10 protein-coding genes are annotated in these 14776 nt (G+C 74.8%); 2 read left to right on the top strand and 8 right to left on the bottom strand.

The window, feature by feature from the left end; translation table 11 throughout:
* Nucleotides 1-30: 30 nt before the first annotated feature.
* Both ACFYVJ_RS30595 and ACFYVJ_RS30590 read left to right on the top strand, forming a co-directional pair.
* On the top strand, nucleotides 31-3081 hold the full coding sequence (locus tag ACFYVJ_RS30595; RefSeq protein WP_388898350.1) for a family 16 glycoside hydrolase: 3051 nt from the start codon (nucleotides 31-33) through the stop codon (nucleotides 3079-3081).
* A 182-nt stretch (nucleotides 3082-3263) separates the two neighbouring features.
* Nucleotides 3264-4088, top strand: coding sequence for a hypothetical protein (locus ACFYVJ_RS30590; RefSeq protein WP_388898348.1), 825 nt, complete (start codon nucleotides 3264-3266; stop codon nucleotides 4086-4088).
* Nucleotides 4089-4148: 60 nt separating this feature from the next.
* Here ACFYVJ_RS30590 and ACFYVJ_RS30585 read toward each other — a convergent pair whose 3' ends face one another.
* The 8 genes from ACFYVJ_RS30585 to ACFYVJ_RS30550 form a co-directional block, all read right to left on the bottom strand.
* On the bottom strand, nucleotides 4149-6842 hold the full coding sequence (locus ACFYVJ_RS30585) for an FAD/NAD(P)-binding protein (protein ID WP_388898498.1): 2694 nt from the start codon (nucleotides 6840-6842) through the stop codon (nucleotides 4149-4151).
* Nucleotides 6843-7401: 559 nt separating this feature from the next.
* Nucleotides 7402-8325: an LLM class flavin-dependent oxidoreductase gene (locus ACFYVJ_RS30580; protein ID WP_388898346.1), complete on the bottom strand. Its 924-nt coding sequence runs from the start codon at nucleotides 8323-8325 to the stop codon at nucleotides 7402-7404.
* Nucleotides 8326-8384: 59 nt separating this feature from the next.
* On the bottom strand, nucleotides 8385-8918 hold the full coding sequence (locus ACFYVJ_RS30575) for a winged helix-turn-helix domain-containing protein (RefSeq protein WP_388898344.1): 534 nt from the start codon (nucleotides 8916-8918) through the stop codon (nucleotides 8385-8387).
* Nucleotides 8919-8956: 38 nt separating this feature from the next.
* Nucleotides 8957-10363: a sulfatase gene (locus ACFYVJ_RS30570; protein WP_388898342.1), complete on the bottom strand. Its 1407-nt coding sequence runs from the start codon at nucleotides 10361-10363 to the stop codon at nucleotides 8957-8959.
* 312 nt (nucleotides 10364-10675) lie between these two features.
* Entirely contained in the window at nucleotides 10676-11215 is a 540-nt protein-coding gene (locus tag ACFYVJ_RS30565; RefSeq protein ID WP_388898340.1) for a carboxymuconolactone decarboxylase family protein, read from the bottom strand.
* Nucleotides 11212-12141, bottom strand: coding sequence for an SDR family oxidoreductase (locus tag ACFYVJ_RS30560; RefSeq protein ID WP_388898337.1), 930 nt, complete (start codon nucleotides 12139-12141; stop codon nucleotides 11212-11214). Before ACFYVJ_RS30560 ends, ACFYVJ_RS30565 begins: the two co-directional genes overlap by 4 nt.
* Nucleotides 12142-12238: 97 nt before the next feature.
* A complete protein-coding gene (locus ACFYVJ_RS30555) occupies nucleotides 12239-13372 on the bottom strand; it encodes a PQQ-dependent sugar dehydrogenase (protein ID WP_388898334.1) in 1134 nt (377 codons plus the stop codon).
* Nucleotides 13373-13661: 289 nt separating this feature from the next.
* Nucleotides 13662-14627 (bottom strand): polysaccharide lyase family 1 protein, encoded by a 966-nt coding sequence (locus tag ACFYVJ_RS30550; protein WP_388898331.1) that lies wholly within the window; start codon nucleotides 14625-14627, stop codon nucleotides 13662-13664.
* Between the last annotated feature and the right edge of the window lie 149 nt (nucleotides 14628-14776).

The following is a 14776-nucleotide window of genomic DNA, read 5'->3' as shown; positions in this document are numbered from 1 at the left end:
TCCCGCCCCCTTTCGCGTCTGGAGGAACGAATGTCCGCACGGCTGTACCACCGTGTCCGCAGACGGATGACCACGGTGCTCGCGGCGGCCTTCCTCGTCGGCGGGGTCTGGGCCGCACCCGCCGGCGCCGATCCCGCACCCGATCCGGCACCCGGTGCCGACCGGGCACCCGGCCCGCAGAACCAGCCCTTCGCCGAACTCCCGCCGCAGGAGCCAGGCGTGACGCTGCGCACGTACGACGTGCAGGTCCCGCTCGACGAGATCTGCACGCTCAAGCCCGCGCAGACCCCGAACGTCGACAAGCTCATGCCGCAGATCGACTTCTCGACCGCCGGGGACTTCGGCTTCGAGGACAACTTCGTCTCGCACACCATCGCCAACGTCAACGTGCCCCAGGACGGCACGTACGCCTTCCGCCTCACCAGCGACGACGGCTCGCGGCTGCTCATCGACAACCAGGTCGTCATCGACCACGACGGGCTGCACGGCACCGATCCCCCCAAGGACGGCACCGTCGAGCTGACCGCCGGCTACCACTCGCTCTTCATCGAGCACTTCGAGCGCGGCGGCGGCCAGCAGGTCACCCTGGCCTGGCAGCCCCCGGGCGCCGGTGGCTTCGCCACCGTGCCGAACTCGGTGCTCAGCACCGACGCCGGCGTCGTCCGCGTCACCGCGCCGGGCCGCAAGGAGTGCGAGGGCTACACCGACTCGCCCGGCGACGGCCTGCCGCTGAACAGCGTCCACCCGGACTTCGAGCTGACCGACCTGCGCCCCGACGGCTTCGAGCCGCAGGTCACCGCGATGGACTGGCTGCCGGACGACCGGCTCGCGGTGACCACCTGGGGCGGCACCGACAACGTCACCGGCGAGGTCTACCTCCTCGACAACGTCACCGGCGACACCTCGCCGGAGAAGGTGACGGTGAAGAAGGTCGCCGAGGGCCTGAAGGAGCCGCAGGGCATCAAGTACGTCGACGGCGACCTCTACGTCTCGCAGAAGCACGAGCTGACGCGGCTGAAGGACACCGACGGCGACGAGGTCACCGACGCGTACGAGACCGTCGCCACCTGGCCGTTCAGCGACAACTTCCACGAGTTCGCCTTCGGCCTGCTCTACAAGGACGGGTTCTTCTACCTGAACCTCTCCGTGGCCATCAACTACGGCGGTGCCACCACCGACCCGCAGCCCTCCGAGAACCGCGGCACGACCATCAAGGTCAACCGCAAGACGGGCAAGATCAGTTACGTCGCCGGCGGTCTGCGCACTCCCAACGGCATCGGCTGGGGGCCGAAGGACGACCTGTTCGTCCTCGACAACCAGGGCGGCTGGCTGCCGTCGTCGAAGCTCCTGCACGTCAAGCAGGACCGCTTCTTCAACCACTACACCAACCCCGACGGGCCGTTCGACGACCGTCCCGTCACCCAGCCCGTGCTCTGGCTGCCGCAGAACGAGATAGCCAACTCGCCCAGCACGCCGCTGTACATGGACAAGGGCACGTTCGCGGGCCAGCTCCTCTTCGGCGACGTCACCTACGGCGGCATCCAGCGGGCCGACCTGCAGAAGGTCAGGGGTGAGTACCAGGGCGCGGTCTTCCGCATGACCCAGGGCCTGGAGGCCGGCGTCAACCGCATCAGCATGGGCCCCGACGGCGCGATCTACGCCGGCGGCCTGGGCGCGGGCGGCAACTGGGGCCAGCCGGGCAAGCTCAAGCACGGCCTGCAGAAGCTGACGCCCGGCGGCAACGAGGCGTTCGACATCGTCTCCATGGACGCCACCGAGACCGGCTTCGAGATGAGCTACACCAAGCCGCTGTCGCAGGAGACCGCCGACGCGCTCGCCGAGAGCTACTCGGTCACCCAGTGGCGCTACGTCCCCACCCCCGAGTACGGCGGGCCCAAGGTGGACGAGGAGGTGCTGCCGGTGACCTCCGCGAAGCTGTCGGACGACGGCAAGAAGGTCACCCTGGAGATCCCCGGCCTGAAGCCCGGCCACGTGGTGCACGTGCGCTCCCCGCGCCCGTTCACCGCCGAGGGCGGCCAGGAGCTGTGGAGCACCGAGGCGTGGTACACGCTGAACAACATCCCCGGTGACGAGGAGCGCGTGCCCACCGCGTACGAGGCCGAGGAGGCCCGGCTCGAAGGCGGCGCGAACCTCGCCTTCGACCACGCCGGCCACTCCGGCCGCGGCTTCGTCGCCGGCTACGGCACCAAGGGCGCCTCCACCACGTTCGACGTCACGACCGCGAAGGGAGGCACCTACGACGTCGGACTGCGCTACTCCAACGGCCCGAACCCCTTCACCGGCACCAAGACGGTCAGCATGTACGTCAACGGCACCAAGGTGAAGCAGGCGCAGCTCGCGTCCACCGGCACCTGGAAGGAGTGGACGACCAGGACCGAGAAGGTCTCGCTGCGCGCGGGCAGGAACACCATCCGCTACGTCAACGAGGGCGACGACACCGGGCACGTCAACCTCGACATGATCAGCGTGCACCGCAGCGGCGAGCCCGTCACGCTCTTCGACGGCGCGGACCGCTCCGCCTTCCAGCACGTGGACGGCAGGACGCCCGAATGGCCGCTGCTCGACGGCGAGGCCATGGAGGTCTGCTGCGGCGACATCCGCACCAAGAAGGCGTACGAGGACTTCAAGCTGCACGTGGAGTTCTGGCTGCCCGAACTGCCGCCGGACGTCACCGGGCAGGACCGCGCCAACAGCGGCGTGTACCTCCAGGAGCGGTACGAGGTCCAGATCCTCGACTCGTACGGCAAGGACCCGCTGGCGAACGACGACGCCGCCGCCATCTACAAGAAGAAGGCGGCCGACGTGAACGCGGCGAAGCCGCCGGGGACCTGGCAGACGTACGACATCACCTTCCGGGCAGCCCGCTTCGACGCGGACGGCAAGAAGACCGAGGACGCACGCATCTCGGTGGTGTGGAACGGCGTCAAGGTCCAGGACGACGTCGCCGTCGACGGCCCCACCGGGGCCGGGAAGCCGGAGACGCCGGTCGCCGGCGCCATCCGGCTCCAGGACCACGGCAACGCGGTCCGCTACCGCAACATCACCGTCCAGCCCCTGTGATCCGGCGGTGAGCCCGGCCGGCCCCGGAGCCCTACGGCTCCGGGGCCGGTTCTCTTCCGCCGCCGCCGCGGGAAAGCGACCAAAGTCGTACCCGCCGCCGCGCTCCGCAGACCTTCGGCCGATCCGCCGCCCCGTCCCGCGTCCGTAGCGTCGCCGGGGACCGGCAGGAAGGACGACCGACGATGGATTCCGGAGCACCCGCGATGTCCTGTGACGACCGCGGCAGCGGCGAGCCCGACGGCGGACCCGGTGGCGAGCCCCGTGGCGGACCAGGTGGTGAGCCCGGCGGCGGATCCGGCGGCGACCGCCTCGCCAAGCGCGCCGCCGCCACGGTGGGCCCGGGCCTGCTGTACCGCCTGCTGCTGCTCGCCGGCCTGCCGGCGCTCGGCCTCTTCCTCGGCTGGCTCGTCCCGCGCGTCGCGGACGAGGTCGCGGGGCTGAAGTGGGCGCCGATGAAGGGCCCGTTCGAGCTGGTGGCCTCCTTCGACGACGGCTGGACCGCGGTCGCGGGCCCCGTCGTCGGACTGGTGCTGGGGCTGGCCGGCGGGCTCCTCGTGTACGTGCTGGCGATGCGGGTGACCTTCGAGGACGACACCGTACGGATCGACAAGGACGGCGAGTCCCGCATCCTGGCCCGCGCCGAGGTCGCCGCCGCCTTCCTGGACAAGGACCGGCTGGTGATCCTCGACGCCGCCTCCCGCCAACTGCTGCGCAGGCCCACCGACCTGGAGCCCGCCGACCTCGCCCGCGGCTTCACCGCGCACGGCTACCGGTGGCTGCACGAGGACCCGTACGCCGGCTGCTACCACCGCTGGGTCCGCGACTCCGCGGAGCTGTCCGCGGCGGCCAATGCCGTGCTGAAGGCCCGCGAGCACGCGCTCAAGAAGAAGAACGCCACGGACGCGGAGGAGCTGCGCGTCGAGGTGCAGCGCCTCGGCTACGTGCTGCGCGAGGAGGGCACGCGCCAGTACTGGCGCCCGCTGCGGCCCGGGGCCGCGGAGGACTGAGGGCGGCCGCTGCGCGGCCCGTACGGCGCCGCCCGCGGGACGGTGCCGTACGGGCGGACGTCAGTCGAGCCCCGGCAGCGCCGCGAGGCGGCGGTGGTCGGCGGGGGAGTCGCGGCGGTCCAGCCGGGTCTCCAGCAGCCGCCTGGCCGCCTCGCACCGGCCGCCCGACACCAGCGCGAACAGCAGTGTCTCCTCCACCACTTCGCGCTGCGCCGCGCTGCCGCCGACCTTGCGCAGCACCGGCCGGATCGACTCCAGCCGCGCCACCGCGTCCGGCCAGCGCTCCTCCAGCACCGCCTCCAGCGCGTCGCAGAGCGGGGCCACGACCTCGCGCTGCACCGGGTCCGCGCCCGCCGCGTGCGTACGCAGCCGGCGCAGCGCCGCCAGGTCGCCCGCGGCGGTCAGGGCCACCGCGCTGTGCATCGCCGTGAACGGCGTCGCCGGCCGTTCCACGACCTCCCGCTCGACCGCCGCGAGCACGCCCTCCACGGGCTGCTCGCCGGTCCAGCACCCCGACATCCGGGCCCGCCACAGCAGCGACCCCGAGTCCACCAGCGCCCGCACCCCGTTCACCCGGCCCGGCGCCAACTGGGCGAACCAGCGCCGCCGTACCGCGTCCGGGTCGTCGAGCGCCAGCTCGTGCAGGGCGACGTGCCAGGAGAAGTGCGCCCGGTGCGTGGCGCCGCGGCCCTGGTCGCCGATCCAGCCGTCCAGCCAGTCCCGTCCGCGCTCGTGGGCCCCGGTCTCGTAGTGCACGTGGGCGAGCGCGTGCACGGCGTGGCCCGCGGCCGGCTCCACGGCCAGCGCCCGGCGGGCCAGTTCCCCGGCCTCGTCGAAGCGGCCGTCGTCCTGGCGCATGAAGGCCAGCAGCGAGGTGTGGAACCAGTGCCCCTCGTACGCGGACGTGGTGCGCTCCACCAGCCGGCGGGCCATCGCGCCGTCCAGGTCGGTGACGCCGGAGAACGCGATCGTCGGCACGGCCACGCTCAGCGCCAGCGCGTCGCCCGGGTACGCGGCCAGGTGCCGGGTGAGCGCCTCGTCGCCGCCGGAGCCGGCGATCCGGCGGGTGACGACCTCCACGAAGGCCCGCTCGCGCTCGTCCGCGCGCTCGCCCGCCGCGCGCTGCGCGTCGGCCAGCGCCCGCGGCACGTCGACGCCGGCGCCGCACTCGTGCCCGACGAGCGCGAGCGCGGCGTGCCCCAGCGCGAAGCCCGGGTCCAGTTCCACGGCGCGGGCGAGCGCGGTCTCGGCCCCGGCGCGGACCTTCAGCAGCCGCTCAAGACCCGTGCGGTACGCGGCGGCGGCAGCGGCGTGCGTGGAGACGGGCAGGCCGTTGACGTCGGTGGGCCGGCGCCGGCCCCGTACCGGCTCACGCAGCGGCTCCAGCACGGCGGCGGCGACCTCGGCGGCCTGGACCCGGATCTCCGGCACGGCGGTGGTCTCCCACAGCTCGCCGCGGCGGGCGGCGCCGAGGGTGAACAGCGGCGGGGGAGCGGCGGCGGGCGAGCCGGCCCGTATCGCCGGGGCCCGCCCCGGGCGCAGCCGGCCGGCGTCGGTGGCCACCCCGATGCCCAGCGGGCCCGGCGTGGCCGTGCCGTCCGCGAGCAGCCCACGCCACAGCGGGTCGGCGCACTCCTCGACGCGCAGCCCCGGCCCCGTGCAGTCGACCACCCAGCCGACGTGCAGTGTCCGGCCGCCGCTCAGCGTGACCGCCAGGCCGCCGCCGGGAACCTCGGCGACGTCCCGCACCTGCCCTGTGTGCAGCCGCAGCCGCCGGGCGGTCAGGGCCCGCTGCACGGACTCCGCGGTGGCCGGGGGCATGCGGTGCCGGTGGACGTTCCAGCGGGAGGCGTCGCGGGCCAGGAAGTCGGCCCGGTCGCCGTCGGAGAGGCGGGCCCACATCGCCTGCGTCAGCGGGCGCAGCCCGTCCACCGCGGGGCGCCAGTCGCCGTGGGCGCGGACGGCGGCGGCCACGTGGCGGCGTACGGCGGCGCGCAGTTGTGCCAGCGGCAGGCCGGGCAGGCCGGGGTCCGCCTGGAGGGGCGGCAGCGCGGTCAGGGCGTGCGGGCGGGGCAGTTCGCCGCCGCGGGAGACGGCGTGCACGCGGCGGCCGGACCGCTCCAGGCTCAGCGCCATGTCCACGGCGGTCAGGCCGGTGCCGACGAGCAGCACGTCGGCGGCGGCGTGGGCGTCCCCGGAGAGCGCGTCGAGGGCGCCGGGCGCCCAGGGGTCGGGGACGAAGCGGTCGCTGGCGCGCAGGGCCGCCGGGGCCCAGCCGCGGGGGCTGGGCGCGGGTCCGGTGGCGATGACGACGCTGTCGGCCCGCCGGGTGCGACCGTCGGCGAGGCGCAGGGTCGCGCGCCCGCCGGCGGTCCACGTACAGCCCGTCGCCCTGGTCCGCAGCCGGCTCACCGCGACGGTGCCGTGGGCGCGGATGACGGCCTGGCCGAGGGAGTCGGCCAGATAGGCGCCGTAGCGGTGCCGGGAGACGAAGTCGCAGGCGGAGGCGTCCGGCTCGCCGTGGGCGCGGAGCCAGCGCACGAAGTGCGTGGGGTCGTCCGGGTAGCAGCTCATGCCGCCGGCCGGGACGTTCAGCCGGTGCCGGGGATCGGGGGTGGCGTACGCGATCCCGCGGCCCGCCTCGGGCGCCGGGTCGATCAGCACCAGCTCCAGCGGCGTGCTGCGCCGGATCGCGGTCTCGCAGAGCTGCATCGCGGTCAGGGCGCCGGCGGCGCCCGCGCCGACGACGGCCACGACGTGGCGGGCGGGACCAGCGGCGGGGGGAGAAGAAGGCGCGGCCACGGTACCTCCAGCTAAGCCGGGAACGGACTCGTCCATGATCTCGCGTCCCGGGGACCGGTCCACCCCCGGGCACCTGTTGACGCGACGAGGCTACTGCTTCCATAATTCCTAGCACACCGATGGGAATACTAGGAATCGGTGGGAGACGGTGAGCGGACCGCTGGGACGCGGACCCGCGCCGGGCTCCACACAGACGGGCAGGGCCCTTCGCTAACCCGGAGGAGTGCGAAGGGCCCTGCTCCCCGCTTCCGGCTCGCGCCCGCCGCTCGCGCGTGCGGCCGGGTTCACGGAAGCGTGCGTACGAGACCGGCGTACGCCCCCTCAGGACGCCCCTGCCGGTGCCAGCACCACCGGCGGGGGCACCTGTGGGCGCACGGCAGCGGCCCCGTACGGCTCGCTGAGCCATACGGGGCCGCTGCGCTGCCGGCGCCCCGGTCCTCCCGCGGGGGCCGGCGGTCGGGCGGGCCGCGGTCGGTCCGGGGTCGGTCCGGGGTCGGTCCGCGGCCGCTGGTCAGGCGGTCGGCGCCAGGTGCTCGCGCAGGGTCCGCCCGCGGTAGGCGGAGCGGAACACCCCGCGCTCGCGCAGCTTCGGCACCAGCCCGTACACGACCGCGAGCAGATCGGTGGCCGCGTGCGCCGGCAGCAGGTGGAACCCGTCGGCCACCCCCTCCGCGTGCCATTCCGCCAGCAGCCCGGCCAGTTCGGCCGGCGGCCCGGCGAAGTGCAGCGTCTCCGCCCGCGGCCGCAGCCCGCGCCCGCCGCCGCGGCCGAGGTCGACCCCGAGGCGCAGCAGCACCCGCAGGGCGTGCGGGTCACGGCCCGCGGCCGCCGCCTGGTGCTTGAGCGCCGCGCGGCAGACCTGGGCCGCGGCGGGGTGCTCGGCGTCCAGGAGCACCACGTCGGCGTGCCGGGCGGCCTGCAGCCAGCGCCGGTCGGGACCGTGCACGTCGAGCACCACCGCCACCGGCGGCCGGTGCGGCCGGCGCAGCCTGGCGGCGGACAGGGACCGGCGGGCGGCGGGGTGCCGGCCGGTCCCGGCGGCGTACGCGCCGCGGCCGTGCGGCCGTGTGCCGAACGGGCCCTCGCCGGGCAGCGCGGTCCGTACCAGCCAGCCGGCCCTGCCGTCGACGGCGATGCGCGCCGCCGCGGACGTCAGCGGCGCGAACCGGCCCGCGGGCAGCGCCGCGACGGCCGGGACGAGCCCGATGCGGCTGGTGGCGCCGGCCGCCCGGGCGAGCACGGCCGGCACGTCGAGCCGCCCGGGACCGCCCGCGCCGTCGAGGGTGACGAAGTCGAGACCGCCCTGCTCGGCCAGGTGCACCAGCCGGGTCCAGCGCGCGTACGGCGGCGGGGGTTGCGCGCCGCCGGCCCCGGCGGGGCGGTGGTCGGCGGTCGCGTCGTCGAGTGCTGCGGAGAGGTGGAGCTGGGCGGCCATGGGGAGCTCGCCTTTCGGGATCGGGGAACCGGAGACGGGGGGTGAGACCGGGGGGCGCGTCAGGGCTCGACCGGCTCGTACTTGTAGCCCATGCGCCGGACCGTCACGATCCGGTGCCGGTGCGCCGCGCCGAGCTTGCGGCGCAGCCGCGCGACGTGGACGTCGACCGTGCGGCCGTCGCCCACGTGGCTGTAGCCCCAGACGGTGGTCACCAGCGACTCGCGCGAGTGCACCCGCCGCGGGTAGGCGACGAGATGGGCGAGCAGCTCGAACTCCAGGAACGTCAGGTCCATCGGCTGCCCGTCCACCTCGGCCACCCGCCGCTCCACGTCGATGCGTACGGGCCCGCCGCCGGGCGCAGCGTCCGGCGGTCCCGCACTCTGCGGCGCCCGCTGCAGCGGCGCCGCGTCGGCGCCCTCGGCCAGCAGGTCAGCGGGATCCAGGCCCGGCGGCACCAGCACGACGTAGCCGAGGAGCGGCTTGCCGTCGGCGGTGCGCTCGCCGTGCCGCACGGGCTCGCGCACCAGGCGCAGATGGCGTACGCCGCCCGCGGCTTCGCCCCCGGCTGCCGGGACGGGGAGTGAGTGGGTCATCGGTCGGTCTCCTCTGGTGGTCGGAGCGGGACGGGCGGTCAGCCGGCGGCCGGCGCGGGGTACGGCAGCAGGCCGGCGTCGGTGCTCTCCCACGCGGTGCGCAGCCGGGCCAGCAACGCGGGTCGTACGGACGCCTTGTCGGCCCGCTCGCGCGGGTCGTGGGCAAGGTCGAAGAGGCGGTCCGCGCCGTCCTTGCCGCGGTGGTACTTCCAGTCGCCGCGGCGCAGCGCCCGCTCGCCGCGCACCCGCCAGAACAGGTCTCGCTCCGGCGGGTCCTCGCCGCGCAGCAGGTAGCCGGCGAGGCTGCGGCCGTCCAGCGGGTGCGAGGCGGCCGGGCGGGCGCCGCCCAGCTCCAGCAGCGTGGCGGTCCAGTCGGGGGAGTACAGCGGTACGTGGCTGACCTGGCCGCCGTCGAGGCGTGCGGGCCAGCGGGCGATCTGCGGTATGCGTATCCCGCCCTCCTGCAGCGACGCCTTCTCGCCGGACAGCGGCCACTGGTGGGACCAGCGCTCGCCGCCGTTGTCGCTGGCGAAGACGACCAGGGTGTCCCGCTCCTGGCCGCTCGCGCGCAGCGCCGCGAGTACCTGGCCGACGGAGCGGTCGAGGTCCTCGACCATCTCGCGGTACTTCGCCAGCGAGCCGCCGTCCGCGTGCCACAGGGCGCGGCGGTCGCCGGCCTGGATGCGGCGGACGATCTCGGCGCTCTCCGCCTCGTCGCCGTCGGCGATCCACGGCCAGTGCGGGGTGGTGAAGTTGAGGTTGAGCAGCCACGGCTGCCGGTCGCGGGTGCGCAGGTGCCGGACCGCGCGCTCGGTGAGCACTCTGGTGTAGTAGCGCAGGTCGCGGTACTCGACCTCGCCCTCGTACAGGTCGTACTCGCCGCCGGAGCCGAGCTTGGAGTAGTACTCCAGGGCGCCGCCGAAGTTGCCGAAGAAGCTGTCCCAGCCGGAGCGCGTGGGGCTGTAGTCCGGCAGGTAGCCGCAGTGCCACTTGCCGATGAGCGCTGTCGCGTACCCGGCGTCGCGCAGCAGCGACGCCAGCGTCGGGTGCCCGGGCTCCAGGCCCGCGGACCTGTCGGCGATCGGCTCGGCGAGGCCGCCTTCCGTACGGCCCGGGTGCCGGCCCGTGTAGAGCGAGAAGCGGGTCGGGGAGCAGGTGGCGGAGCCCGCGTACGCCTGCGTGAACCGCACGCCTTGGCGGGCCAGCCGGTCCAGGTGCGGGGTGCGGATGTGCGGCGATCCGTAGCTGGAGAGGTCGGCCCAGCCGAGGTCGTCGGCGAGGACGAAGAGGATGTTGGGCCGCCGCGCCGTGCGGTCGGCGGCGGCGCGGAAGGGGGTTTCGGAGGTCTGGGCGGCCGCGGGCGAGGCGGCGGTGCCGAGGGCGGCCGCGGTGGCGGCGGAGCCCAGCAGTCCGCCGAAGGCGCGGCGGGACGGCGAGGAGGACATGGGTCTCCCGAGGACGGAGGGCAGGGGGAGCCGGCCCACCGGCGCGCGGACGGCGACGGCCGCGGCGCGGGCGGGGCAGGGGTACGGAGGAAGTCGTCCGGCGGCTAGCCGTGACGGCAGACGGCGCTGGCCACGTGACAGAAGTCGACGTGCCTGCGACGGAAGAGGAGCGCCCGCGTCGAGGACATGCCCACCATCCTGCGTACCGCGCTGGCCTGCGTCAATGGTTTTCCTAGAAATTTGGTCGGAAAACTGTGGAACGGCTGAATGCGACCCCCCGGCCGGGGGTACGGGGACGTTGCGGCGGGCCCGCTAGCGGGCCGGGTCCGGCGCCAGCCGCAGCGCGGCGATGGTCGTGGCGAGCATCTCGTAGTGCCCGGCGAGCAGCAGCAGTTCGATGGCCCCCTGCTCGTCCAGGTGGGTGCGCAGCCGCTGCCAGAGCGCGTCGTCGAGGTCCCGGTCGTGGTGCAGCGCGTCGACGGCGGCCAGCAGCGCGCCCTCGCGCTGGGTCCACCCGTCCGCCCCGGGTCCTGCCTCGACCCGGGCGACGTCGGCGGGGGTCAGCCCGGCCCGGCGGCCGAGCCTGCGGTGGTGCTCGAACTCGTACGCGCAGCCGCACAGATGCGCCACCCGCAGGATCACCAGCTCCGTCTCCCGGCGCGGCAGCGTGCCGCGGGGCATCAGCCGGCCGGCGAACCGCAGCCAGCCCCGGAACAGCCGGCGGTGCCGGCCGAGGACGAGGAAGAGCGCGGGCGGCCGGGTGCCCGCGACACGGCCCGCCGCGCGGCTGAGCAGCCAGGTGGCCGCGCCGACGTCGCCGCGCCCGCCGGGGGCGATGCGCGGCGCGCTCACCGTGCGCCCCCGTCCTTCGGCGGCACCGGGCCGCCCTTGGGCGCCGCCGGTTCTGGCGGGGCGAGGACCGCGCGGCGCAGCAGCCGGTGGGTGGCGGAGTTCATCGCCCGCATCGCCAGCGCGTACAGCGGCGGCGCCGCGCGCTGCAGCCCGTGCGCGGCCCGTACCCGCCCGGAGGTGTGCACCAGGTAGCGGTTGCGTGCCACGCCCTTGAGGATCATCCCGGCGACCGCCTCCGGCGACTCCGCCTGCCTGCGGAAGCCCGCCTGGAGCCGCTTGAACGCCTTGCTCTCCTTGTCCACGCCGACGATCTCCACGGTCTCGGTCAGCGGCGTGTCCACCGCGCCCGGGCAGACCAGGCTGACGCCGATGCCGTGCCGGCGCAGGTCGAAGCGGAGCACCTCGGAGACGCCGCGAAGACCGAACTTGCCCGCGCTGTACGCCGCGTGCCACGGCAGCCCCAGCAGGCCCGCCGCGGAGGAGACGTTGACCAGGTGCCCGCCGCGGCCGCCCGCGATCATCGGCGGCACGAACGCCTCGATGACGTGCACCGGACCCATCAGGTTGACCTCGACCATGGCGCGCCAGTGCCGGTGCTCCAGATGCTCCACCGTGCCCCAGGCCGAGATCCCGGCGATGTTCATCACCACGTCCATCGGCCCGTCCGCCGCGGCGTGCACGTCGCCGGCCACGGCCCGTACGGCGTCGAGGTCGGTGACGTCGGCGGCGCCCGCGTAGCGAACGGTCCCGCCCCGGGCGCGTATCCGCGCGGCGGTGGCGTCGAGTCGGTCCCCGTCCAGGTCGGTGAGGAACAGCTCCGCGCCGCGGTCCGCGGCCAGCGCGGCGGTGGCGCGGCCGATGCCGCCCGCCGCGCCGGTGACGAAGATCCGCCGTCCCGTCAGGTCACTGAGCCCCGGTCGCTTCATCTACCGCACGGTAACGTCCCGCGCCCGCGACCGGAATGGGGCGTGCGGCCACCGGTGCCCGCGGGCCGCGCTGCGGCGGCCCGCGGGGTCGCCGGTGCTACGCGGCCGGGTCCAGCCGCTGGACCGGCCCGCCGAGGTCCAGCACGTACAGCTCGCCGTCGCCGCCCTGGACGAAGGAGATCACCTCGCCGCCGCTGACGCCGAGGTCGCTCTCGCCGGTGACCTCGCCGTTCTCGACTTCGAGGGCGCGCACGGTGCCGTCGCAGTAGTCGCTGAACAGGTACTGGCCCGCCAGGTCCGGGATCGCCTCGCCGCGGTAGACGAAGCCGCCGGTGACCGAGCAGCCGAGCCCGTCGCGGCCGTACTCGTGCACCGGGGGCACGTGGTTCGCCGGCTCCTCGCCGTCGAAGACCTCCGAGCCCTCCATCCGGCCCCAGCCGTAGTTCTCGCCGCCGGGGCTGTCGCCCGGGGCGTAGTCGATCTCCTCGACCCGGTTCTGCCCGACGTCGCCGATCCACAGGTCGCCGGTCTCGGCGTCGAAGGAGAACCGCCACGGGTTGCGCAGCCCGTACGCCCAGATCTCGTCCCGCGCGTCCGCGTCGTCCACGAAGGGGTTGTCCTCGGGGATCGCGTACGGGTCGCCGCCGCCCGGGTCGATCCGCAGCAGCTTGCCGAGCAGGGTGTTCAGGTTCTGGCCGTAGTCGTGCGGGTCGCCGCCCGCGCCGCCGTCGCCGAGGGCGATGTACAGCATCCCGTCGGGGCCGAAGGCGATCTGGCCGCCGTTGTGGTTGGAGTAGGGCTGCTCCTGGGTGAGGACGGTACGCCGCGAGCCGGGGTCGAGTTCGCCGTCGGCGACCGCGAACTCGTCGATGGTGCTGGTGCCCTCCCGGTCCGTGAAGGAGACGTAGAAGTGCTCGAACTCCGGGTCGAAGGCGATGCCGAGCAGCCCGCGCTCGCCGTCGGTGGTCGTGTCGTCGGAGATGTCCAGCACGGGCTCGCCGAGGCCGGAGCCGGTGAGGACGCGGACGGTGCCGGCGCGTTCGGCGATCCAGACCGAGTCGCCGGGGCCCGCGGTGCCGGCGCTGGGGTTCTTCGCCTCGGCCACGGTGGTCAGCTCGACCGCCGCCCGTCCGTCCTTCGCGGGCGGGTCTGCGCTGGCCGCGGACAGGGCGACGCCGGAGACGGCGAGGCAGAACCCGGCGGCGATCGCCGAGATGGTACGCACTCTCATGGTGACCCTCCTGGGGTGGGGTTGAGGGTGTGGGGGAACGGTGCGTGCGCTCGCACGGTCGGGGGCATGCCCCTGGTGCGCAGGAGGATAACCCGCGCGCCGTTCCCGTTGAATACCGCAACCTCGCCCCGGGGAAGGGGAGTTCGGGCCCCGGTCCGCCGCGCGGGACCGGGGCCGGGGAGCGTACGGCGGTGCCGTACGCCGTGCAGCGCCGCGCGCCGCGGGGGACTCGCGCCGCGGGAGGGGCAGGACGTGTCCCGCGGGCCGCCGCGGCGCGCGGCGCCGTCTCTCAGAGCTTCCCGGCGCCGGCGCCGCCGGTCACGGTGCTCTTGACGCTCTGCGCGGGCTGGACCGAGTAGCCGTACGGGATGTCCGCGACGGAGCCGCCGGCCTGGCCGGTGCCGGAGTTCTGGAAGTGGTTGTCGCGGGCCTCGATGGTGCCGGGGCCGGAACTGGCCTCGCCGAGATGGAACGGGTCCTCGGTGTTCTCGAAGTAGTTGCCCTCGATCAGCACGCCGGCGTCCTCGGTGGAGGCGACGCCGTACGAGCCGATGTCGTCGTAGTAGTTGTTGAGCACGTGCACCGGGTTGCCGAAGCGGACCCGCGGGTTGCGCTGGTTGGTGCCGTCGAACCAGTTGAAGGCGTACGTGACGTGCAGGGCGTCGGCGTCCTCGCCGGCGTTGGAGTCGCTGTGGCCGAGCAGCGCGTTCTTGTCCTGGCCGTGGAACCGGTTCCACGAGACCGTGATGCCGTCCGACGCGCGCTTGATGTCCAGGTTGCCGTCGCTCGCGTCCGTCAGCGTGTTGTGGTCCAGCCAGACGTCCGTGGAGTACTGGACGTTGACGTTGTCGTCGTCGCTGCCCGAGATCGTCAGGTTCTGCACGATGACGTTGCTGACCTCGCTGATGTTCAGCCCGCCGCCGCCGGTGATGCGGCCGTTGCCGCCGACGCCGACGACGGTCTTGTCGGACGCGACCTTGGTCATGCCGCCGAGCTGGATGGTGCCGTCGACCTGGACGATCCGCGGTCCGGCGCTCTGCACCGCGGCGGTGAACGCGGCCGCGTCCGACACCCTCACGGTCGGGCCGCCGGCGCCGCCGGTGGTGCCGGCGCCGAAGCCGATCGGGGCGGCCGCGGCCGGGGCGGCCTCGTCGGCCAGCGCGCCCGGGACCAGCAGGGCGGCGGTGGCGGCGGCGGTGGCCGTCGCGGTGGCGACGGCGTACATGGTGCGGGGCTTCCTCCTGTGCGTGCGCATGTGCTGCTCTCCGTCCGGTACGTGTGCGGGTGGGGGGATGCGCGCCCGCGTGGCGGCGGCACGCTCCGGCCGTGGGTTGCCGCCGGACGGCGGGAGGTTGCCGCCCGCGGTGCCGTGACGGAGGGACGAATCCCCGGGCGCCGCACGCA

This window comes from Streptomyces sp. NPDC004134, assembly GCF_042874195.1.
Classification (GTDB): Bacteria; Actinomycetota; Actinomycetes; order Streptomycetales; family Streptomycetaceae; genus Streptomyces.
This window is presented reverse-complemented; position numbering and strand designations above follow the sequence as displayed.